The organism is Bifidobacterium sp. ESL0728 (genome assembly GCF_029392015.1).
In the GTDB taxonomy this organism is placed as follows: domain Bacteria; phylum Actinomycetota; class Actinomycetes; order Actinomycetales; family Bifidobacteriaceae; genus Bifidobacterium.
The window spans coordinates 872,992-894,190 of sequence record NZ_CP113925.1 but is presented as its reverse complement, the minus strand read 5'-3'; the positions used below and the strand labels follow the sequence as shown (position 1 = coordinate 894,190).

Here is a 21,199-nt window from a genome sequence, read left to right as displayed (position 1 = left end):
TTAGGATTTTACAGGGCCTTAAGCGTACATTTAGGACCGGTTTGCTGGCATTTTCAACCGAGCCCGCGGCAATATTTGATGGAGGGACGTTCGTTTTCCATTACCGTTTAGCCAGCATCAGAAACCAATGTGGCCATCTCCCAAATAAAGGAGATGGCCACATTCGATTTTGATATTATGAAGAGGTTTAGAGCATTGCTTTGTACCGTTCGACCAACGTATCGGCGGCCTTATCTGCCGGAACCTTCACAGTGTTCTCGCCGTCGCGGTCGCGCACCTCGATGGTGCCGTCGTTCAGATAATCACGGCCGACCACGGCGACCAGCGGCACACCGAGCAGCTCGGCATCCTTGAACTTCACACCGGGCGAGACCTTCTTGCGGTCGTCGTAGATGACCTCAAGGCCCTTGGCCTCAAGCTCGGCGACCAGCTTTTCCGCCCCACCGAACGCTTCGTCCTTCTTGCCGGTGGCGACCACATGTACTGCGGCGGGCGCGATGTTGACCGGCCAGGCCAGGCCCTTCTCGTCGTGGTGGGTTTCGGCGATGCAGGCCATGACGCGCGAGACGCCGATGCCATAGCTGCCCATCCACACCGGCACGGCCTTGCCGTTCTGGTTGAGGACCTTGAGGCCCAGCGCCTCGGAATACTTGAGACCGAGCTGGAAGACCTGGCCAATCTCCACACCGCGTTCGAAGCTCAGCGGACCGGAACCGTCCGGGCTCATGTCGCCGTCGCGAACCTCAGTCGCCTCTACGGTGCCATCGGCCTTGAAATCACGGTCGTAGACCATGTCGAAGGCATCCACGCCGTCCTTGTCGCCGCCGGTGACCCACGCGGAGCCCTCGGCGATATGGGCGTCAACCAGATAACGCACCGGGTCCTTGATAGCGGAGCCCTTGACGCGCGCCTGCGGCCCCAAGACGGACGGCCCGATATAGCCCTTGACCAGTTCAGGATGAGCCTTCAAGTCGGCCTCGTTGGCCTCTTCGATTTCCGCAGGCGCGAACTGTGCCTCGAGACGCTTCATATCGATCTGACGATCGCCAGGCAGCGCCACAACGACGACCTCGCGCCACGGCTTGCGGTGCTCTTCAACCTCGTCATCGGGTTCGCCGGGATGCTTCACGGCGATGACAACGTTCTTCAGCATGTCGGTCTGTGCCCATTGACGGCCATCCTCGCGCGGATAGAGCGCATTGCACTGGCTGACCATGTCATCGATGGTCTTGGCGTTCGGGAGGTCACGCAGGCTCATCGCCGGGGTCTTGGAACAATCAACAGCCGGAACTTCGGGTGTGGTCAGCGCTTCGACATTCCAAGCCTTGCCGCTCGGCGCCTTGGCAAACGTGTCCTCCCCGATGGCCATCGGGGAAAGGAATTCCTGCGATTCGAAGCCGCCCATCGGGCCGGAAACCGCGTGGACCATGATGTAGCCCAAATCGAGGCGCTTGAAGATGCGCTCATAGGCATCGCGCTCCTCGACATAGGCCTTCTTCAGCCCGTCTTCGTCAATGGTGAAGGAATAGCCGTCTTCCATGATGAACTCGCGGCCGCGCACGAGGCCGGCACGCGGGCGGAACTCGTCGCGGTACTTGGTCTGGATCTGATAAAGCGTGACCGGCAGATCCTTATAGGAGGAATACATGTCTTTCACAAGCAAGGTGAACATTTCCTCATGCGTCGGCGCGAGCAGGTAATCGGCCTCGTGACGGTCCTTCAGGCGGAAGATGTTCTCGCCGTATTCCTCCCAGCGATGCGTCGCCTCATATGGTTCTTTCGGCAACAGAGCCGGGAAATGAACTTCCTGACCGCCGATGCCGTTCATTTCTTCACGGACCACGGCCTCGATCTTGTTGAGGACGTTCAGTCCCAGCGGCAACCACGTCCAGATGCCTGGCGCGGCCTTGCGAATATAGCCTGCTCGCTGGAGCAGACGCGCCGAATCGACGTCGGCGTCGGCGGGGTCCTCACGCAGCGTGCGCAGGAACAGGGTGGACATACGAAGTGCTTTAGTCATGGTTTCTAAATTATTCGCGCGAGCCGACATTGGCAAGATTGCGGGAAGCCATCGAATCGCTTCTATTCCCTAGCGCACAGTGACTCACGGTTATGCTCAAATCGACAAATTCCTAAGACGGATATTAATTCTCCAATATCAGCATCAATGGATCGAAGCAGATTAGAACAGCTCGTCCTGGGCGAATTCGTCGGTGTCGTCGGCGAGCTGGCCGGTGGCCTGCTTGGTGAAAGCATCGCTGCCCTCACATTCGAGGCGGGCGCAGGCGGCCTTGGAATTGTCGCGCAACTGGCCGTCGAGCAAGACAGCGTCGGGCGAAACCATGAAGGCGCGTTCGCTGATGTCGTCCAAATAAAGACCATCGAGGTTTTCCACACGGGAAAGCGCGACATAGCCCATGCCAGGCGCGAAAGTACGCCGTAAGTTCATCACGGCGCGGTCGAGTGTCATGCCCTGCGACTTGTGGATGGTAATGGCCCAGGCACAGCGCAGCGGCACCTGTTTGACGCTGGCCAGCACAGTTTCGCCGTCCATCATATCCCACGAAGCCTGCTTCATAGTAACCGTATTACCATTTTCGAAGGCGACAATCGGCCAACCTCCCTTGGCCTCGGAGACAAAGCCCTCCACCTTGCCGATGGAGCCGTTGACATACTGGTGGTCGGCGTCGTTGCGCAATGCCATCACCGCGGCACCGGTTTTCAATTCCAGCTTTTCAGGAGCGAGCATGTTCTTCTTGAGTCGCTTGACCAAGTCTGCGGGGCCCGCCGATTCGGCGACATAGTCGTGCGTTTCGTCGTGAATCTGTGAAAGCCGCAAGTCGTTCAGGGTGTCGGCCTGTTTGTTGACAGGAAAAAGGTGGACAGCCACTTCCCCAGCGGCCGGCGACTTACCCATGCGTTCCGCAAGTACGTCGTGATCTTCCTGTGTGACGTCGCCCTCGCGAATATCGGTGAGTACGGTCAACAGCTGACCGTCATCCTGGCGGTGCTGTTCGGTCAGGTAGCAGACCACAGGATTGAGCTCGTCCCAGACCAGCGATTCGGTAACGAAACCGTCGGCGTCCTTGCCGGCATCGGCATAACGCTGACGTGACATCAGGAATTCCGGGCTTGGTGGCACATCGTCGCGCCGGAACGATTTCTTGACCGGAGGCAGCTGGAAGAAATCACCGGAAAGCACGACCTGCAGCCCACCGAATGGCTCAGGACTGTGCCGCAAGGCACGGCAGACGTCGTCAACCATATCGAACAGCCACGCCGGCAGCATGGAAACCTCATCGATGACCAAAATATCAGCGGCTTCAATCTTGCGCTTGCGCCGCGAACGAATGCGCTTCATCAGCGCCGGGGTCATGACCTGCGAGACACCAACACCGGACCAAGAATGGATAGTCTGGCCGTTGATGTGAGTGGCGGCGATGCCGGTGGAAGCAGTGACGGCGACGGAGGCGCCACGGGCACGGGCAGCACGGATAAACTCGTTCAAGACGTAGGTCTTGCCGGCGCCGGGAGCACCGGTGATGAACGCATTCGCCCCCGCATCGAGAATCGTCAGCGCCTCCGCTTGCTTCATGCCGCTACTCCTTCGCTTTTGCCAGCGCTTACTTACCCACTGCCCTATGCCGTGGGAAAAGCACCACAATCAACCCTAAAAGGTGCTTTTCGCCTCACTCCGACGCTCAAACTGTGGGAAAAGCACCAAAAACGCCCCAAAATGGTGCTTTTCTCCTCAGTCTGGTGCCCTATCCGTGGGAAAAGCACCAAAAATGGTCTGGAATAGTGCTTTTCTCCGCTATCTACCAACCAGCTGAGGGGAAAAGCACCATTTGTCACCGTCTACTTGTTGAGCAGGCTTGTGGCCTCGATGTCGGCCTCGATCTTCTTGGCCTGAGCTTCATCCGGGCCAGGGGTCGGAGCCATGAAGGCCTCGCGATAGTAGCGCAGTTCATCAAGTGACTCGATGATGTCAGCAAGCGCACGATGGCCGCCATTCTTGGGGGGACGGTTCATATAGACCGCCGGATACCAACGACGTGCGAGTTCCTTGATGGTGCTCACGTCGATGCTGCGATAGTGCAAATGGCTCATGAAGCTTGGCATGAAGTGGTCGAGGAATTTCTTGTCGCTTCCGATGGTGTTGCCGGCGAGCAACGGCTTGACCCCGTCAGGCGTAAAGCGGGCGACGTAGTCGGTGACCTTCTTTTCGGCGTCAGCCAGGCTCAGGCCGGTCTCCCATTCGTGGATCAATCCTGAACGAGTGTGCATCGTGCGCACGAAGTCGCCCATGTGGTCGACCGCCTTCTGCGAGGGCTTGATAACATAGTCCACACCTTCGTCGAGCACCTTGAGATTGAAATCGGTCGGCACCACGGAGACCTCCACAAGCTCGTCGCCGCCGAAGATATCGAGACCGGTCATCTCGCAGTCGATCCAAATCAGCCGCGAATCCTCCGCCGAATACGTCTCGTCATCCTGAGCATTCACCATAATATTTACCCTTTCGCTGCCACTAACAGAACTCTACACACTATCTCACGCTGATGACCGACAGTATTAATTCTGCATATTTTCACTTACTGACGTGGTGGGGCTGGGATATACAATGCTTGACACGCTCCGGGCCGCTCAGGCCAAGTCTTTACGGTCAAGCATCGCATATCCCAGCCCCACCACTCAACCTATACGGAGTTAAAGAGTCGATAGCCTCGACACGCTCTGGGCTGAGCCGTTAAGCAGAAAGCCCAGTGGACTTTCTGTAGGCGAAGTGAGCGCGGTGTATCGAGTGCGAAGGCAAAATCTCTGATTTTGCACAGGCCAAGTCTTTACGGTCTGACATCGCATATCCCCACCCCACCACTCAACCACAGAATGATAAAGCCGCCCGATACCCTATTTGCAAGGCAGAGACGAGAAATGCGACAACACAAATCATTAACACTATAAACCGTTGAGTGACGGGCTGGGATATGCGATGCTGTGGCATAAAGCTTGGCCTACCGGCCTGGAGGGTGCCTCAGCATTGTATATCCCAGCCCGCCACGTCAGTTACATGCAACGAAGACTGAGCTAGAGAAAATAATAAATATCAGTCGTTGTGGAAGCCGCTGTAGTTCGGGGCCTCCGTCGTCATCACGATGTCGTGCGGATGCGATTCGCGTAGACCCGCTGTGGTGATGCGGATGAAGCGGCCCTTTTCGGCCATTTCCTTGATGTTGTGGGCACCGATGTAGAACATCGACTGGTGCAGGCCGCCAATCATCTGATAGAGCACCGCGTTGAGGGAGCCACGATAGGGCACCTCGCCTTCGACGCCTTCGGGGATGACCTTTTCGTTGCTGGTGACATCCGCCTGGAAGTAGCGGTCCTTGGAGTAGGACTTCTTGCCGCGCGGGGCCATAGCTCCGAGCGAGCCCATGCCACGGTAAAGCTTGTACTGTTTGCCGTGCAACAGCACCTTTTCGCCTGGGGTCTCGTCGCAGCCGGCGAGCGCGCCGCCGAGCATGACGGTCGAGGCACCGGCCACGAGAGCCTTGGCAATATCACCGGAATAGTGGATGCCACCGTCGGCGATGCAAGGCACGCCAGCCGCTCGGCAGACCTGAGCCGCGTCATAGACGGCAGTAAGCTGCGGAACGCCGACACCGGCAACCACACGCGTGGTGCAGATGGAGCCGGGGCCAACGCCGACCTTGACGGCATCAACGCCTGCATCGATCATGGCCTGCGCGCCGGAAGCGGTCGCGACGTTACCGCCGATGATCTGCACGCCGTTGAATGCACGATCGGACTTCAAACGCTTGATCATATCGAGCGCGAGATGCGCCTCGCCGTTTGCGGTATCGACCACCAGCACGTCGACGCCGGCCTCCATCAATGCGGAAGCACGGGCCCACGCATCGCCCAGGAAGCCAATGCCCGCGGCCACACGCAGACGGCCTTGGTCGTCCTTGGTGGCGTCGGGATACTGCTCGGTCTTCACGAAGTCCTTGACAGTGATAAGTCCGGCCAGTCTGCCCTCGGCATCGACCAGCGGAAGCTTTTCGACCTTGTGCTTGGCAAGCAGGTCGTGCGCATCTTCACGTGAGATGTCGGCAGGGCCGGTGATAAGCCCGTCCTTGGTCATGACGTCCTTGACCTTGAGCCTATCGTAATCTTCGGAAGCGATGAAACGCATGTCACGATTGGTGATGATGCCGAGAAGCTTGTTTTCAGGGTCAACGACGGGAAGGCCCGAAATATGGAAACGACCACACAGCTTGTCGAGATCGGCAAGGGTGGCCTCAGGATTGACGGTGAGCGGGTCGGTGATCATACCCGATTCGCTGCGTTTGACGATATCGACCTGCGAGGCCTGATCGTCGATGGAAAGGTTTCGGTGCAAAACGCCGATGCCGCCGTTACGTGCCATGGCGATGGCCATGTCTGATTCGGTGACGGTGTCCATAGCCGCCGAGAGCACAGGCACCTTCATGGTGATTTCACGGGTCAGATGCGTGGTGGTGTCGACGTGAGAGGGAATGACATCGGTCTCGTTGGGAAGCAACAGGACGTCGTCGTAAGCCAAACCCATTTTCGCAAAAACAGGAGGCAACGGATTGAATGATGACTGGATATCAGGTTGAGAATTTAAAGCCATAGCACAACTATATGGGCGCGGGGTGACGAGCGTCACCATTTGTTGAAATCAGTGGTTCTTTCGGGAATGTCGCGCGTTGCGCACCCCTGGATCCTCTTCTTTTTGTATTTCAAGCCATCGTCGCATCAGGTACGGGGACATCGTGCAAATCGTCAAAATCACAGCTGCAACAATCATGCCGACAGCCACATATTGCCACCTGAAGAAAAGAATCATGATGGAACCGAAGGAAATCAGCGCCGCCCAGCCCCAGAGAATCAGGACCGCGCCCTGTACACTGTGACCGATGCGCAACATACGATGATGCAGATGCATGCGGTCGGGGTGCATCGGCGATTGGCCTTTGCTCAGACGACGGATGATGGCCAGGCACATGTCGAGCACCGGCAGGAACAGCACCAGAATCGGCAGCAGAATCGGCATGAACGCCGGCAGATAGAGGCTGGTATGTACGGAGGCCGGGTCGAGATGGCCGGTCATGATAATCGACGCGCAGGTAATCATATATCCGAGCAACATCGAACCGGAATCCCCCATAAAGAGTTTGGCAGGATGCCAGTTATGAAGCAGAAAGCCGACGCAGATACCGACCAAAGCGACGTCAAGCAACGTGGCCATCGAAGCGTAGCTCGGTGTGGAACGCGCAATGACGTAGGAATAGACGGCGAAGGCGATGCCGCCGATGGCAACGATTCCGGAAGCGAGGCCATCAAGCCCGTCGACGAAGTTGACAGCGTTGATCGACGCGACAATCAAAAAGGCCGTGATAGCCATGGAAATACTTGGCGAAGCCGTCACCAGCGAGCCGAACGGCAGGAAGATGATCTGCACGCCGCCCCATGCAACGAACACGGAAATCAGGAGCTGCCCGGCGAGTTTGAGCATCCAGTCCAAATCCCAAAGATCATCAGCTACACCCAACAGGCAAATCAACGCCGCACCGATAAGTACCACCCACGCTTGGTTCGATCCGACGAAAAGCCCTGAGATGAAAGGCATCTTGCTGGCGAATATTATCGACACCGCAAGGCCTATCAGCATCGCCAGCCCACCCATGCGCGGGGTGGGAACCGTGTGCACATCTCGCGCGCGGACTTCACCCACCGCACCGATTTCGATGGCGAGATGACGAACCAGGGGTGTGACCAGCCATGTGGCCCCTCCCGCAATCGCGGCGATGAACAGGTAGACTCTCACGCGTTCAGACTCCCGCCTTCGGCGTCCATAAGCGCCGCACGAACTTGCGTCTCGCTGATGACGCCCTCGCGCACAATCGAAATCCCATCGCGCTCGCTGACATCAGCGGCAACCACAGTGCTTGCAACGTGGCTTACTGTCGGCCCACCATCAAGATACAGATCAACGTCATCGCCAAGTGCCGCAACAGCTTCCTGAACCGTTTGTGGACTTTCCCCACCACTGCGATTGGCGCTGGAGCAAGCCAACGGCCCTGTGGCACGCAAGGTCTTGAGACAAGCTTGCGAATCCGGGACTCGCACGGCCTGAGTTTTGCCGCCGTTCATTTCCTCACGTAACGTCACCAGTTTTGAACCGGTTTCGGCCACTGCGATCGGCGAAAACGGTCCAGGCAAAAAGACCTTGGCAAGTCGATCCAGCGGAACCGGCAGATAGAGACCAAGCGCGTCCAAATCATCTACTGAGGAAAGCAGCACCTGCAGCGCCTTGCTACGCGGGCGACGTTTCGCCTCATAAATGCGGCTCACCGCCTCAGCGCTGAAAGGACTCGCAGCAACGCCATAGACCGTGTCTGTCGGCAATACGACAAGCCCGCCGTCTTTGACAATCCTTTTAGCCATCGCCAAGGATTCGTCATCAATTGCACGCACGTCGCTCATATTGCCTCCAACACAAAGTATGCCTTAATTGCACCATTGCACCCCGACTTCACGAGCAACCCATCATGAAAGCATCACCAATCCACATCTGTCCGGCAAACGGCTTCATCGTGCTATCGCAGATGCCACGAATCACTTCCGAAGGCAATGCGCCGAAACAACCAACCAGAAAAGCCGCGTTTCGCTAATGAATCGGCGTAGAACCATCGGGCGAGGTCATCGTCAATATAACTCGTACGGAAATAACGAATTTTGACGAAATCAACCACTCCAGAAAGCTACCCTTTGATGGCAAAGAGATAACGCGGACGACCGGTGAGGTCTTCGCCGGTATGCGCCGAACGGAAACCATGGGTTCTGGCAAAGTCGACCAGCAATTGGGCCTGCGAAATGTCATGTTCCATCACCAACGCCCCGCCGTTGCGCAAAAGCTTCTCAGCACGCAGAATGATCCGTTCGGGTGTATAGGTCCCGTCTGCAGAACCGCCATATAACGCCGTTTTTGGGTCATAGTCACGGACTTCGGGCTGTTCGGGAATCTGGTCGAGCGGTACATAAGGCGGGTTGGTGACCACAGCGTCGATTGTGCCGTCCAATCGCTGCAACGTCATGGCGTTCGCCGCGTCGGCATGGAAAAGATGATAGTTGTAGCCGGCCAGCGAATGGTCTTTGAACACCTTCTGCTCGTTGCGCTTCGTCCATTCAAGGGCTTCTTGCGAAAGTTCCACGGCCCAGACCTCGCTGCCCGTCACTTCAGTGACAAGTGAGAGCCCGATTGCTCCGCTTCCGGCGCACAGATCGACCAGACGGCTCGGCTTGATATTCTCTTTCGTCAGCCAGTCGATGGCCACCTGCACCACGGTTTCGGTCTCCGGTCGGGGAATGAAGACTCCCGGCCCGACTTCAAGGTCAAGATAACGGAACGGCGCGTGACCGACGATATATTGCAATGGTTCGCGTTGCTTGCGTCTGGCGATCATCACGGCGAAACGGCGAATCGCGGCGCCATCGGCGTCTTCAATGTCATTAGCTGCATTACTTTTATGTTTATTGCCGGCGTTTGCGGAACCGCCGTTCACATCTCCGGTTTCGCCATCCCCGCCAAACATGCCCCCGGAGTCATCGTCACCATCGATGCGATGTACGTCGACACCATCGACCGCAGCCGAACCGTCTTTTATGTTGCTATGCAATGGCGTATCGAGCAATATCGATTTTTCGACATCGCCGGCCGTCACACCAAACGCCTCGGCGAGCAGCAATTTCGCATCATTACGTGGCGTCTCTATACCTGCTGATTTCAGCCATTCCGTTGCCTGCTGCAACATCTCAAATGTCGAACGCGCCACGTTTTCCGCCATTGATTGTTCCTCTTGCTCAGTCGGTTTTGGCAAGACGTGCGGCTTCGTCGGCCTGAATATCGCTGTCGATGACGGCCTGCAAGTCGCCGTCGAGCACTTGGTCAAGGTTGTATGCCTTATAGTTGGTGCGGTGGTCGACGATACGATTTTCAGGGAAATTGTATGTGCGGATGCGTTCGGAACGGTCGAGTGAGCGCACCTGCGAATGGCGCATGTCGGCTGCTTCCTCGGCTTCCTTTTCGTGTTTCATCGCCAGCAGGCGGGATTTGAGGACTCGCAATGCCGCCGCGCGATTCTGGATCTGCGACTTCTCGTCCTGCATACTCACCACGATGCCGGTGGGGATATGGGTCATGCGCACCGCAGAATACGTCGTGTTGACGGACTGTCCGCCGGGACCGGAACTCATGAAGATATCGATTTTGAGGTCTTTTGGATCGACCTCAATCTCATCGTCGTCCTCGTCGGCTTCCGGGAAAACGATGACGCCGGCTGCGGAAGTCTGGATACGCCCCTGCGATTCGGTGACGGGGATGCGCTGCACGCGGTGCACGCCACCTTCGTATTTGAGGCTCGCCCATACCCCGTCCTCGGGCGCCGGATTGCCTTTGGCCCGAATGGCGACCTGCACATCCTTGACGCCGCCAAGCTCGGTGCTGTTCTCACTTTGGATGGTGGTGGTCCAGCCGCGCTTTTCGGCGTAACGGGTGTACATACGCAGCAGATCGCCGGCGAACAGCGCCGCCTCTTCCCCACCGGTGCCTGCCTTAATCTCCATGATGGTATCACGCACATCGTCAGGATCGCGAGGAATCAGCGCGCTACGCAGCTTCTCTTCGGCAGGCGCTACCAACGCTTCGAGTCGTTTGGCTTCCTCGGCAAAGTCGGCGTCCTCGCCGGCCATTTCCTTGGCGGCATCGGCATCATCACGGGCATGCTGCCAAGCGCGATAGGCTTCGACGATGCTGCCAAGTTGGGCATGGCGACGCCCCAGCTTACGAATCGCCTTGGGGTCGGAGGCAACCTCGGGCTGGCTCATCTGCCGCTCGATGTCCTGATACTCTTCCAACGCGCTTTGCGCTGCCGGGAATTGCTCGTCTGCCATGCAAAAGTCCTTTTATTATGTTGTCAAATATTCTTATGAAACAAAAATCCCCGAAATTGGGTATGAAAAACGCCAGCCCGGATTCGGGTCCACAGACCCGAACCAGCGAGGCTGGCGAATAAAGAATGCTACTTGGTCTTCTTGCCGTAGCGCTTCTCGAAGCGAGCGACACGGCCGCCGGTATCGAGAATCTTCTGCTTGCCCGTGTAGAACGGGTGGCAGTTTGCGCACACATCAACCGTCATGTGATCGCCCTTGGCGGTGCTGCGTGTTACGAAAGTATTGCCGCAAGAGCAGGTAACCTGCACTGGGTGATAATCGGGATGAATACCCTGCTTCATAATGTCTCCTAAGGAATTCAGGTGACCCGGGTCGCCTAACCCCAATGGCCAGACGTGAACCGGAACGTTGATATTCTATCAGCGAGCGTTGACCGTAACCAGGAAAACAGCGGAGAAGCCAAAGGCCAATCCCTTCCATTGCCTCATTTAGTCATAAGCCCGCAGACAGTACAACACGAAATACCGCTATGTCATACCTGCTTTCTTCCGTGAGCTGATTGGATTTCAACAAAACATAAAAACCTGTAATAAAGCAAATCCAAAGCAAACCATACGACGAACACGCAGTAACAGCGAAACAATAAAGGTGTTATATCTTGATGACAGTCCATAAATATGGATGACAAACCAAGCTCGCCTACGATCGACGGCGCTTTGAAAGGATAGTAGTATGGCACTCATTCGCAAGATCGGCATTATCGGCTTGGGTCACGTCGGGGCACACGTGGCCAACAGTCTTTTGATGGAAGGCATCGCCGACGAGCTCTATCTGGCTGATATCAATCAGAAGAAACTCACCAGCGAGGTTCAGGATTTGAGCGACGCGCTCTCCTTCAACCCGCACAATTGCAAGATCGTCAATTGCAAGGACGAATACGAGAAGCTGGCCGGCTGCGACGTCATTGTCAACGCCGCCGGCGACGTCAACGCCTCTGCGGTTTCACGTGACGGCGAACTGTTCATCACCACCGACATCGCCCGCACCTTCATCGCCCGCGTCACCGACGCCGGTTTCAAGGGTATCTGGGTTTCCATCGCGAACCCGTGCGACGTGGTCTGCACCGAGATCTGCCGCCTTTCCGGCTGTGATTCCAAGCGTGTCATCGGCACCGGCACGGCTCTCGATTCCGCACGTCTGCGCAACGCGATTTCCTCGAAGGTCGGTCTCGACCAGCATTCGATCAACGCCTATATGATGGGTGAACACGGCGCTTCCCAGTTTGCGGTCTTCTCCGCAGCAAGTTTCGGCGGCAAGCCGTTGGAGCAGCTGGCCAAGGAACAGCCCGACCGCTTCGGCTTCGACCAGAAAGAGGTCGAAGACTTGGCACGTCAGGGCGGCTATGTGACCATGGCCGGCAAGCACTGCACCGAATACGCCGTAGCGAACGCCGCAGCCATGATCGTGCAGGCCGTCGTTTCCAACTCCCACTTCGTGACCGCCTGCTCCACGATGCTTCAGGGCGAATACGGCCACAGCGGCCACTTTGCTTCCGTCCCCTGCGTCATCGGCGCCGACGGCATCGAAGAGGTCATCAACCTCGAGCTCAATGACCGCGAAAAGAAGGCACTGGACGCTTCCTGCGAACACATCACATCCAACATCGCCCGCCTCGGCGATTGGTGGAACACCGAGTCCCGCATGAAGTGAGCGCAACGGAGTGGAAGTCGAATACTGAGATATCAACAGGTCACATATAACAGTGTTGCCGTCGATTAACAGAATTGTTCGATAACCACGACATCGACATATCAAAATCCCGAGGTTCCAACGAATCCCGGGATTTTTTGGTGGGGCCGCTCGGGCTTGAACCGAGGACCGACGGATTATGAGTCCGATGCTCTAACCGACTGAGCTACAGCCCCACATTGGCGAAAGCCAACGCTGTCAGTCTAGCAAACGCTCTGACCAGCGACACCACGCAACGCCGCCGCAACAACGGAAAACGACGCAGAGATAACATTCATCAGCCAGGCAACATCACAATCAAAATCTGCAAAAACGAAGCTGCGATTGCCGATTATTGTCATGGAGATTTTTCATAAATCCCAGCCAGATTCTACTTTTTGCTTCTCACTGCACGACCGGAAGCGAAACGGTCAAGCGCGCCGGTTTTGGCAATGGCAAGATAGAGGAACCAGCTCATCACCCCGGCAATAAGAATGCCGCTGATGATTTCGCAAATCATGCTCACGATGCCGCGAACACTGAAGAGCGAAACACCTTGAAGTCGGGTCAAAAGCACATAGATGCCATAGAAAACAGCTATGAAGAATCCCGAGAATACGGAACGAGGAAGCGTGAACTTGCGGTATTTGGAGATTGCGAAAGGAATATCGGCCAGCAGACCTTCGGCCAACGCCGGAAGAAACACCGAAATCACCGAGTAGCCGTTGCCGAATAGGATCTCAAGAATCGCGCCGACCAAATTGGTGTACATGCCGGCTCCAGGTTTACGAATGATAAGCATGGCCAACGGCCCTGAGAAATACCAGAAGCCATGCAGCAGGCTCGATAAGCCCGGCAAAACCGCGCCCAACAAGGGCGAAAGCAGTGGATAAACGAAATCGAAGCCCCAAAAGATGACGCCGCAGGCCACGCCAAGTGCCGCGCCGACCGCGATGTCCGTAGAACGCCAACGCAGAGGGGAAGCCAGCACAGGGCCCGTTTCTTCTTTGGCTGACCGAGTGGAGGGGTTTGAGGTATGAACGTTCGCTGAGGCCGCACCGGGTTTCGACGGGGAAGTGCTTTCTGCTTGCTCTGATGCGAATTGCCCAGGTTTGGATTTATCAGTGTTATCAGGAGATTCGGTTTTTGGGGCTGGTTTGGCCACAGTAGTTCCTTGCATTAAAACTGCGCACAGCATTGGGATTACGACGCCCCTTGACCTGCACAGTTCGGGCGGAGGCGCCAACCGCCACTCTATCAGAATCGGATATGTCGGCACACCCCCGGCGCTATCGACGCTGGTTATGGCCTACACCAAATCGTGGTGCTACTTTGAAATCCCCCAAAAACCGAGCATCCAGACTAATGGACAAACTGCCGAAAATGCTACAGAATTAAAGGAGATACCTTCAGGATTTGATAAACTCCAACGGATTGTCTATGAACTTGCGCAGACCGACTTCCGCCGCTCCTAAAAGCGCCGGTCTGGTATTGACGTCGGGCAACAGCACGCGTGGCTGAACTTCCGGATAACTCAATATTTGCAGCTCAAGCTCATGGTTCAACCGGCGTGTCAGCGCCTTGCCGAACCTATCCCAAAGACCGCCCAAAACAACGGTATCAATATCGAGTATATTGATGGCGGATGCGAGCGCGGATGCCAAAGCTCTTACCGCCCGGTCCACAGCGGCCACAGTGCGGTCGTCATGTGCCTTGTACTTGGCAAGCAGTTCGTCCACCGCTTCCATCCTTGTCGAAACCCCGCGATCGGCGACGCCGGAAGCTTCCACCAACGCCTTTCGCCCAGCGTACATTTCCAGGCATCCACAACGCCCGCAGGTGCACTGCGGCCCATCAAGAGCCACGGAAACATGGCCAAGCTCGCCCGCAAACCCGGAGTCACCGTGAGCGACCTGACCATGCCGCACCACGGCACCGCCGATACCGATATCCGTGGAGATATAAATGAACGAGTCGGTTGGGCGGATCACGCTTTTGCCGTTTCGAGGCGTGGCATACCCGGGTATCTGCGCCAATGCGGCCAGATTCGCCTCATTGTCGGCAAGAGCGTCCAGCCTCTTGACCACGTTGAACCCAGAAAGCTCCAGCTTTTTCCAACCAAGATTTTTCGCCGACAACAACACCATATCGTCGGTGACAAGGCCTGGAAGCGCCAAAACCGTGCCGACTACCGTTAAACCTCTCTTGCTGATTTCCTGTTCGCCCTCATCCACCAGTTCATCAAGCTGATTGAACACCTCTTTGGGGTCGCTGGCCTCCATGGAACGGCTAATCCAACGCTGGGCAACGACAGAACCATCAAGGGCAAGCACCGCAAAACCGTATCCATCGGTGTTGATTTGCAGTCCTATCGAACAGAACCGTCGCCCGGAAATATTGAGCGGGGTGCTGGGTCTGCCGTAGGTCGCGCCTGCGGAAACCGGCTTGCCTTCCTCCAAAGCATCGGAAGAAACGAGCATCGGCACCAAAAGCGACATCGTCGCCTTCGTCAACCCCGTCGCCTTTGCGAGTTTGGCACGGCTCATGGGTTTGGACGATTGGAGCAATGTGGAAAGAACCACCGAAAGGTTGTGGTTGCGCAAATCATCCTGATTGATACTTTTCAGCGCCATGAGCCCTCTTTTCAAAGTTATGTTCACTGTATCAGCCGGGGCGAAATAGCAAGAACAACAGCGAAAACACACGACAGCATTGAAATAATCTATTGATTTAACTAATATGGACAACGGATTGTAAGTATACTGATTTCAGACGCGGCAATACAAGCACGCAGCAGTGTTCGGCGTATTTCGAAAGGCGAGAATAATGGCAGGGCAACAATCAGAAAACGGTTCCGCTCACGTAACGTTGGTGGCCGGAGTCGACACTTCCACGCAATCGACCAAGGTCCGTGTAACCGATGCCGCCACGGGCGAACTTGTACGCTTCGGACAGGCAAAGCACCCCGACGGCACCAGCGTTGACCCCGAGTACTGGTGGCAGGCTTTTCTCGAAGCCTCCAGACAGGCCGGTGGTCTCGCCGACGTTTCGGCTTTGGCCGTCGGTGGCCAGCAGCACGGCATGGTGCTGCTCGACAAGCGCGGGAGGGTGATCCGTGACGCACTGCTTTGGAACGACACGCGTTCGGCACCCCAAGCCGAAAATCTGATTACCCGGCTCGGCGCACCGGAACGCACCACGGCGGATGAACCGGAAGACGTGAAGGCACGCGGAAAGCAACGATGGGTGAAGACCGTAGGATCCTCCCCCGTCGCTTCCTATACCTTGACCAAAATCGCTTGGGTGGCCGAAAACGAGCCTGAGAACGCCTCGAAAATCGCGGCAATCTGCCTGCCGCACGATTGGCTGAGCTGGCGCATCGCGGGGTTTGGCCCAGTCGAAGAAGGCGAGGACGCACATCTGGACGCCCTCTTCACCGACCGTTCCGACGCTTCGGGCACCATTTATTTCGATTCCGCGAACAACGTCTACCGCTACGATCTCATCGACATGGTTCTTGGCAGACATGATGTGATTCTTCCGAAAGTGCTCGGACCACGCGACGCCGCACCGGTCAAGGCCTCCCCTGCCGTTGCAGGCGCATCCGTTGACGGCGGCTGCATCATCGGGCCCGGCGGCGGTGACAATGCCATGGCGTCCTTGGGCTTGGGAATGTCGGTCGGCGACGTCAGCGTCTCGCTGGGTACGTCCGGTGTGGCCGCGGCCATCGCCGAAAATCCTGTATATGACTTAAGCGGTGCCGTTTCTGGCTTTGCCGATTGCACCGGGCATTATCTGCCTCTTGCCTGCACCATCAACGGTTCGCGTATTCTCGACGCCGGCTGCGCGGCACTCGATGTGGATTACGACGAACTGGGACGGCTCGCTCTTGCCGCAAATCCCGGTGCTGACGGGTTAACCTTGGTCCCCTATTTCGACGGCGAGCGCACACCGAACAGGCCGGATGCCAACGCAACGTTGAGCGGCATGACATTGGCCAACACCACCAAGCAAAACTTCGCGCGAGCATTCGTCGAAGGTCTGCTCTGCTCACAACGCGATTGTCTGGAAATTATCAAAGGGCTGGGCGGCAGCGTCAACCGTATCCTCCTGATCGGCGGCGGCGCAAAATCCGAGGCCGTACGAACCTTGGCTCCTGCGATTTTCGGCATGCCCGTCACTCGCCCCGCCACCGACGAATACGTCGCCATTGGCGCCGCACGTCAGGCAGCGTGGGTCTTGAGCGGGGAGCCCAATCCCCCGCAATGGAGTCTTAACATCGACGGCACCGAGACCGCCGAGCCAACCCCGCAGGTCTACCATGCCTACGTCAAGGCACGTGGGTGAGGGTTAATCAGATTCAGACGCCCCGTTCATTGCGGCCTTCCACTCGTCGGCATTCCAGTCCTTCGGAACTTCATGAATGACCTTGCAAGGATTGCCGACGGCAACACTGTTGGCGGGAATGTCGTGGACGACCACCGAACCGGCACCGATGACAGAGTTGTCGCCAATCGTCACACCCGGGCAGACCACCACGTTGCTACCAAGCCAGACATTGTTGCCGATGATCACGTCCTCGTTGCGTTGCCAGCCTTCAAGCCGTGGTTTGATGGGCACGGCGTGGTTGGGCGTGCAGATGCTGCATCGTGTGCCAATCAGACAGTCGGAACCGATTGTTATCGGCCCTCCCCCGACAATGAGCAAATCCATATTGATGAACGTGCGTTCTCCGATTTTCAGACCTAGCCCGTAATCCAAATAAATCGGTGGCCTAAAATCAACACTTTCCGCAGCTCCGGGCACGAGTTTACGGAACAGACGCATCGCCTCATCCGGATCATCAAAATAGATCTGGTTGATTTTGGAGCACGTCGATTGCGATTCCCAAGTCAATTTCGGCAGAATCTCGGACTTGCGATATTGCAGCCATTCGTCATTGAACAATTTCGCGAAATCCAGATATTTTGCCTTCAGCTTTTCGACTTCATCTTCCATCGTGACTTAAATCCTTACAATCTCTATTTTGTCGGTTTCGCGATTCCTCATTATTATCTTTTACAGCAGCAAGAACTCTAATCAGCAAATACCTTAAAGGACATTAACCATACAAATTCCGGCCAGCAATCTACATTGTAGATAACCGACCGGAAAGTAATGTTTATAGACAAATATTGATTTAGCCCTTTATCGCACCGGTCAAACCTCCGACTATCTGCTTTTGGAAAATAGTGAAGCAAACCAGAGCAGGAATCATTGAAACCGACGTAAAAGCAAGAACTTTTGCGGTATCGACAGAATACTGCGAGCTGAAAAGCTGAACACCCAACGGAAGCGTGTACTTGCCTTCCGAATTGATCAGGAACAGAGGAAGCATATAAGAATTCCAGCTCGTCACAAAGGTCAATATACCCGTGGTTGCGACGCCAGGCATGGAAAGAGGTACAACCATCCTCCAGAAAAAGCCAAGTCTTGAGCAGCCGTCCAAGGCACAAGCTTCTTCCAATTCATTTGGTATGGCTTTGAGAAAAGGAACCAGAATGATGACCGTCTGGGGCAAGGCAAAGGCGATTTCGGGAAGAATCAGTCCCGTCAATGAGTTTGTCAGATGGAGGTCCTTGACCAAAAGGTACAAAGGCGTAATCGCCACGGTAATCGGGAACATCAGACCAGCAGTGAACAGCATATACAGGGCCTTGTTGAACCTGAACTTATACCGTGCAATGACGAACGCAACCATCAAACCTAGAGCCACGGTCCCCAACATAGTGAAAACAGCGACAATCACGGAATTGACAAGTTCGGTCCAGAACGTTGATGAAGTAAGAACTGAAGTATAGTTCGTCATCACCCATGGCGAAGGTAAACCTGACGGATTTGTGGTAATTTGAGAATTCGTCCGGAACCCGCCAAGAATGATATAGAGAATCGGTATGATACAAACACCGATCAATAACAGCGCGAGAAAATATGTAACTGGGCTTCCCCAAGGATTCTTCTGAGATTTACGTAATGTTGTCCCAGCTGTTTTTTCAGATTTCATCTCTACTCAAACCTCGCTTATCAATTCCGCCATAAATAACTTGATATTGCTTGTTTTGCATTTCGTCTGTCTTCATCCGAGCGCTCCATCCAGATCCTTGCTCAGAATGAACTTCTGATATGTCAATGCCAATACAAGCGAGATAATGAAGATCAACACAGCGACCGCGCTGCCGTAACCATAGTTGGAAGCCATACGACCTTGCAATACCATATATGTCGCCATAGTTGAGGTACCTGCCGTCGCAGAAACGTATTGTCCCCAAATCACATATACCAAATCGAAAAGCTGCAGTGAACCAATCATCGACAAGAATGCAGCGACTCGAATTGTCGGCCCCAACAGCGGCAAAGTGATGCTCCACTGCCTGCGCCAGAAACCAGCACCATCGACCTCAGCTGCTTCATAGAGTTCGGTGGGTATCGATTGCATTCCCGCGAGCATAAGGATGACATAGAAGCCTATGTATTTCCATGAGATGATGAAAAGAAGCGTCCAAATGGCTATCTTGGGATTCGCAATCCAGTCCAATCCATGAATGCCTATTTTTTTGAGAAAATCGTTGACCGCTCCGGTTGTGCTCAGCATAAGGGACCAACCGGTTCCGGCTATGACCTCGGAAACCACGTATGGAACGAAAATGAGGGTGCGAATAATGCCTCGTCCCTTCATTTTTTGGTTGATAAGCAACGCAAAAAGTATCGCAAAAGGAAGCTGGACAATTAGAGAACCGATAACGATGAACCCGTTGTGCCATAACGTCTGCTGGAAGCTGGTATCGGCAAGAATCGCCTTATAGTTGTCAAAACCGATAAATTGCCCGTTGCGAGCCGGAGTCCCAAATCCCTTCCAACGATAAAAGCCATAATAGACAGCCAGAATCACTGGCAATATTACAAACCCTAAGAAAATAATCAATGCAGGTGCCGATAATACCGTTATCTCAATTTTCTTACGGATCGAATCCTTTAATCCCGTTTTCTTCGAATCCATAACCTGTCTTTCCCCATTCCGTGTTCAACGATGAACAAATATCTCCAGCGAGTAAAAAGTATAATTTTACGGAGATTCAAAATCGTGTGTGTTGGAAGCGGCCAGCAATGAATCGCCGCTTCCAACACACATTTCGTTATTCAATCAGCCCTTCTTGGATGCATCTTCAACAGCCTTGACGATGTCCTTTGAGGAGCCTTTCCCAGTCAGCAGATTGACGACCGCAGTGTTAAGAGCCGTACCTACATTAGTGCCCAGCTGGGTGTCCATCCACAGATACATGGTCGATGCGTGATTATAGGCATCGATGTCTTCCTTCAGAGCCGGATTGTCAACGACGTCCTGAGCTTCTGTCGAAGCAGGAATGGTACCATTCGCGACAGCATACTGTTCCTGGTTCTTTTTCTCGGAAAGGAAGTTCAGGAATTCAGAGCATTCCTTCGGAGCCTTAGTGCTGCATGCAAAACCATCAGCACCACCCATCATGGACTTTTGGTCTCCTTTAGCACCTTCAACAGCAGGGAATGGGAAGAAGCCAAGATCAGCGAGGTCTTTGCCATCAGGGGTGAGGTTCTTAATCACACCTGGCTCACTGGCAACAGTCAACTCCATGGCTACCTTATGATTGGCCAACAGACCAGCAGAAGAGCTTGCTCCTTGCTGTGCGGAAGTAGTCAGATAGCCGTCGTTGAAAGGCTTCCAACTAATGACGTCCTGCAAATCGTCTCCGGCCTTGGTCCAGCATGGATCACTAAACTTCTTCTGTGTCATACCATTCTTGAAGACAGAAACCGGGCACTCACGCATGGAAAGGTGATACCACCAATGTCCCACAGGCCATGCATCCTTGGCAGCCAGACCGATAGGAGTGATTCCTGCTTGCTTCAGCTTTCCAACGTCCTCCTTCAATTCGTTCAACGTTTTAGGAGCTGATGCAATCCCAGCCTGCTTGAACAAATCCTTGGAATACCAGAACCCTCCGGGCTGCATGTCAGAAGGCACTCCGTAAATCTTGCCGTCAATGGTATGGGACACCAGCCCGGTCTTCATCTGCTTCTTTACTGTATCGGAGACTTTACTGGTGATATCCTGTACCTGACCGGCATCAACCATATCACGTAACTTCTGCCCACCACGAGAATAAAAGATATCGGGAGCAGAGCTTTCATCCTGCATCGCGGTCTGAATCTTACCCTCATAATCCTCGTTCTGAATGGCCTGCTGGGTAATCTTCACATTGGGATGCTTGGCCTCGAACTGCTTTGCCATATCTTCCATGTAGGTTTTGCTTGTTCCCATGGTGTAGTTGTGCATCATTGTCATGGTGATGGTGCCATTCGAAGCTTTTTTAGACCCATTCCCAGATCCGCAAGCTCCCAGACCAATCAACATGCCGATGCAAGTCAACGAAACCGTAACAGTCTTAAACGCATTAAACTTCATCGTTTTCCCTCT

The 21,199-nt window shown here is 55.0% G+C and carries 17 protein-coding genes and 1 tRNA gene; 2 read left to right on the top strand and 16 right to left on the bottom strand.

From position 1 onward, the window contains the following. Positions 1 to 187: 187 nt before the first annotated feature. The 9 genes from OZX67_RS03230 to rpmE all read right to left on the bottom strand — a co-directional run bounded on the left by OZX67_RS03230 (position 188) and on the right by rpmE (position 11,321). A complete protein-coding gene (locus OZX67_RS03230) occupies positions 188 to 2,002 on the bottom strand; it encodes a proline--tRNA ligase (RefSeq protein ID WP_277144880.1) in 1,815 nt (604 codons plus the stop codon). Between the two features lie 180 nt (positions 2,003 to 2,182). Then, the gene (locus OZX67_RS03225) at positions 2,183 to 3,595 is read right to left on the bottom strand and encodes a PIF1 family DEAD/DEAH box helicase (protein WP_277144125.1); all 1,413 of its coding nucleotides are present in this window, start codon (positions 3,593 to 3,595) and stop codon (positions 2,183 to 2,185) included. Between the two features lie 263 nt (positions 3,596 to 3,858). Further along, complete coding sequence (gene orn / locus OZX67_RS03220) at positions 3,859 to 4,509, bottom strand: oligoribonuclease (protein ID WP_277144123.1); 651 nt, start codon at positions 4,507 to 4,509, stop codon at positions 3,859 to 3,861. Between the two features lie 598 nt (positions 4,510 to 5,107). Further along, positions 5,108 to 6,658 carry an IMP dehydrogenase gene (gene guaB, locus OZX67_RS03215; RefSeq protein ID WP_277144121.1) on the bottom strand — a complete coding sequence of 517 codons (1,551 nt, stop codon included), beginning with the start codon at positions 6,656 to 6,658 and terminating at the stop codon, positions 5,108 to 5,110. A 48-nt stretch (positions 6,659 to 6,706) separates the two neighbouring features. Beyond that, a complete protein-coding gene (locus tag OZX67_RS03210; RefSeq protein WP_277144119.1) occupies positions 6,707 to 7,855 on the bottom strand; it encodes an MraY family glycosyltransferase in 1,149 nt (382 codons plus the stop codon). Next, positions 7,852 to 8,514, bottom strand: a complete 663-nt coding sequence (locus OZX67_RS03205) for an L-threonylcarbamoyladenylate synthase (protein ID WP_277144117.1) — start codon at positions 8,512 to 8,514, stop codon at positions 7,852 to 7,854. The genes OZX67_RS03210 and OZX67_RS03205 overlap by 4 nt, the downstream gene beginning before the upstream one ends. Before the next feature lie 278 nt (positions 8,515 to 8,792). Beyond that, entirely contained in the window at positions 8,793 to 9,875 is a 1,083-nt protein-coding gene (gene prmC, locus OZX67_RS03200) for a peptide chain release factor N(5)-glutamine methyltransferase (protein WP_277144114.1), read from the bottom strand. A 16-nt stretch (positions 9,876 to 9,891) separates the two neighbouring features. Beyond that, positions 9,892 to 10,980 (bottom strand): peptide chain release factor 1, encoded by a 1,089-nt coding sequence (gene prfA, locus OZX67_RS03195; protein ID WP_277144112.1) that lies wholly within the window; start codon positions 10,978 to 10,980, stop codon positions 9,892 to 9,894. 128 nt (positions 10,981 to 11,108) lie between these two features. Next, positions 11,109 to 11,321, bottom strand: a complete 213-nt coding sequence (rpmE, locus tag OZX67_RS03190; RefSeq protein WP_277144110.1) for a 50S ribosomal protein L31 — start codon at positions 11,319 to 11,321, stop codon at positions 11,109 to 11,111. A gap of 391 nt (positions 11,322 to 11,712) precedes the next feature. Here rpmE and OZX67_RS03185 point away from each other — a divergent pair, with 391 nt between their 5' ends. Then, complete coding sequence (locus tag OZX67_RS03185) at positions 11,713 to 12,690, top strand: L-lactate dehydrogenase (protein ID WP_277144105.1); 978 nt, start codon at positions 11,713 to 11,715, stop codon at positions 12,688 to 12,690. Between the two features lie 138 nt (positions 12,691 to 12,828). Here OZX67_RS03185 and OZX67_RS03180 read toward each other — a convergent pair. The 3 genes from OZX67_RS03180 to OZX67_RS03170 all read right to left on the bottom strand — a co-directional run bounded on the left by OZX67_RS03180 (position 12,829) and on the right by OZX67_RS03170 (position 15,341). Beyond that, positions 12,829 to 12,905: transfer RNA gene (locus tag OZX67_RS03180), tRNA-Ile, on the bottom strand. Between the two features lie 194 nt (positions 12,906 to 13,099). Beyond that, entirely contained in the window at positions 13,100 to 13,699 is a 600-nt protein-coding gene (locus tag OZX67_RS03175) for an ECF transporter S component (protein WP_277144103.1), read from the bottom strand. 418 nt (positions 13,700 to 14,117) lie between these two features. Beyond that, a complete protein-coding gene (locus OZX67_RS03170) occupies positions 14,118 to 15,341 on the bottom strand; it encodes an ROK family protein (protein WP_277144101.1) in 1,224 nt (407 codons plus the stop codon). A 193-nt stretch (positions 15,342 to 15,534) separates the two neighbouring features. Here OZX67_RS03170 and OZX67_RS03165 point away from each other — a divergent pair, with 193 nt between their 5' ends. Next, on the top strand, positions 15,535 to 17,055 hold the full coding sequence (locus OZX67_RS03165) for an FGGY family carbohydrate kinase (protein ID WP_277144099.1): 1,521 nt from the start codon (positions 15,535 to 15,537) through the stop codon (positions 17,053 to 17,055). A 3-nt stretch (positions 17,056 to 17,058) separates the two neighbouring features. On the opposite strand, the gene OZX67_RS03160 is transcribed toward OZX67_RS03165, so the two are convergent. From OZX67_RS03160 to OZX67_RS03145, 4 genes are all read right to left on the bottom strand, one after another. After that, positions 17,059 to 17,706: a sugar O-acetyltransferase gene (locus OZX67_RS03160; RefSeq protein ID WP_277144098.1), complete on the bottom strand. Its 648-nt coding sequence runs from the start codon at positions 17,704 to 17,706 to the stop codon at positions 17,059 to 17,061. A gap of 181 nt (positions 17,707 to 17,887) precedes the next feature. After that, entirely contained in the window at positions 17,888 to 18,751 is an 864-nt protein-coding gene (locus OZX67_RS03155; RefSeq protein WP_277144096.1) for a carbohydrate ABC transporter permease, read from the bottom strand. 72 nt (positions 18,752 to 18,823) lie between these two features. Next, positions 18,824 to 19,744 carry a sugar ABC transporter permease gene (locus tag OZX67_RS03150; RefSeq protein WP_277144094.1) on the bottom strand — a complete coding sequence of 307 codons (921 nt, stop codon included), beginning with the start codon at positions 19,742 to 19,744 and terminating at the stop codon, positions 18,824 to 18,826. Positions 19,745 to 19,888: 144 nt separating this feature from the next. After that, positions 19,889 to 21,187 carry an extracellular solute-binding protein gene (locus OZX67_RS03145; protein WP_277144092.1) on the bottom strand — a complete coding sequence of 433 codons (1,299 nt, stop codon included), beginning with the start codon at positions 21,185 to 21,187 and terminating at the stop codon, positions 19,889 to 19,891. Between the last annotated feature and the right edge of the window lie 12 nt (positions 21,188 to 21,199).

What these genes read in the sequence shown, in the direction of transcription:
- rpmE (WP_277144110.1), bottom strand. Translation starts at nt 11,321, where the DNA reads ATGAAGCAGGGTATTCATCCCGATTATCACCCAGTGCAGGTTACCTGC.
- orn (WP_277144123.1), bottom strand. Translation starts at nt 4,509, where the DNA reads ATGGTGAATGCTCAGGATGACGAGACGTATTCGGCGGAGGATTCGCGG.
- OZX67_RS03170 (WP_277144101.1), bottom strand. Translation starts at nt 15,341, where the DNA reads ATGGCGCTGAAAAGTATCAATCAGGATGATTTGCGCAACCACAACCTT.
- OZX67_RS03165 (WP_277144099.1), top strand. Translation starts at nt 15,535, where the DNA reads ATGGCAGGGCAACAATCAGAAAACGGTTCCGCTCACGTAACGTTGGTG.
- prfA (WP_277144112.1), bottom strand. Translation starts at nt 10,980, where the DNA reads ATGGCAGACGAGCAATTCCCGGCAGCGCAAAGCGCGTTGGAAGAGTAT.
- guaB (WP_277144121.1), bottom strand. Translation starts at nt 6,658, where the DNA reads ATGGCTTTAAATTCTCAACCTGATATCCAGTCATCATTCAATCCGTTG.
- OZX67_RS03145 (WP_277144092.1), bottom strand. Translation starts at nt 21,187, where the DNA reads ATGAAGTTTAATGCGTTTAAGACTGTTACGGTTTCGTTGACTTGCATC.
- OZX67_RS03205 (WP_277144117.1), bottom strand. Translation starts at nt 8,514, where the DNA reads ATGAGCGACGTGCGTGCAATTGATGACGAATCCTTGGCGATGGCTAAA.
- OZX67_RS03185 (WP_277144105.1), top strand. Translation starts at nt 11,713, where the DNA reads ATGGCACTCATTCGCAAGATCGGCATTATCGGCTTGGGTCACGTCGGG.
- OZX67_RS03225 (WP_277144125.1), bottom strand. Translation starts at nt 3,595, where the DNA reads ATGAAGCAAGCGGAGGCGCTGACGATTCTCGATGCGGGGGCGAATGCG.
- OZX67_RS03230 (WP_277144880.1), bottom strand. Translation starts at nt 2,002, where the DNA reads ATGTCCACCCTGTTCCTGCGCACGCTGCGTGAGGACCCCGCCGACGCC.
- OZX67_RS03150 (WP_277144094.1), bottom strand. Translation starts at nt 19,744, where the DNA reads ATGGATTCGAAGAAAACGGGATTAAAGGATTCGATCCGTAAGAAAATT.
- OZX67_RS03160 (WP_277144098.1), bottom strand. Translation starts at nt 17,706, where the DNA reads ATGGAAGATGAAGTCGAAAAGCTGAAGGCAAAATATCTGGATTTCGCG.
- prmC (WP_277144114.1), bottom strand. Translation starts at nt 9,875, where the DNA reads ATGGCGGAAAACGTGGCGCGTTCGACATTTGAGATGTTGCAGCAGGCA.
- OZX67_RS03155 (WP_277144096.1), bottom strand. Translation starts at nt 18,751, where the DNA reads ATGAAATCTGAAAAAACAGCTGGGACAACATTACGTAAATCTCAGAAG.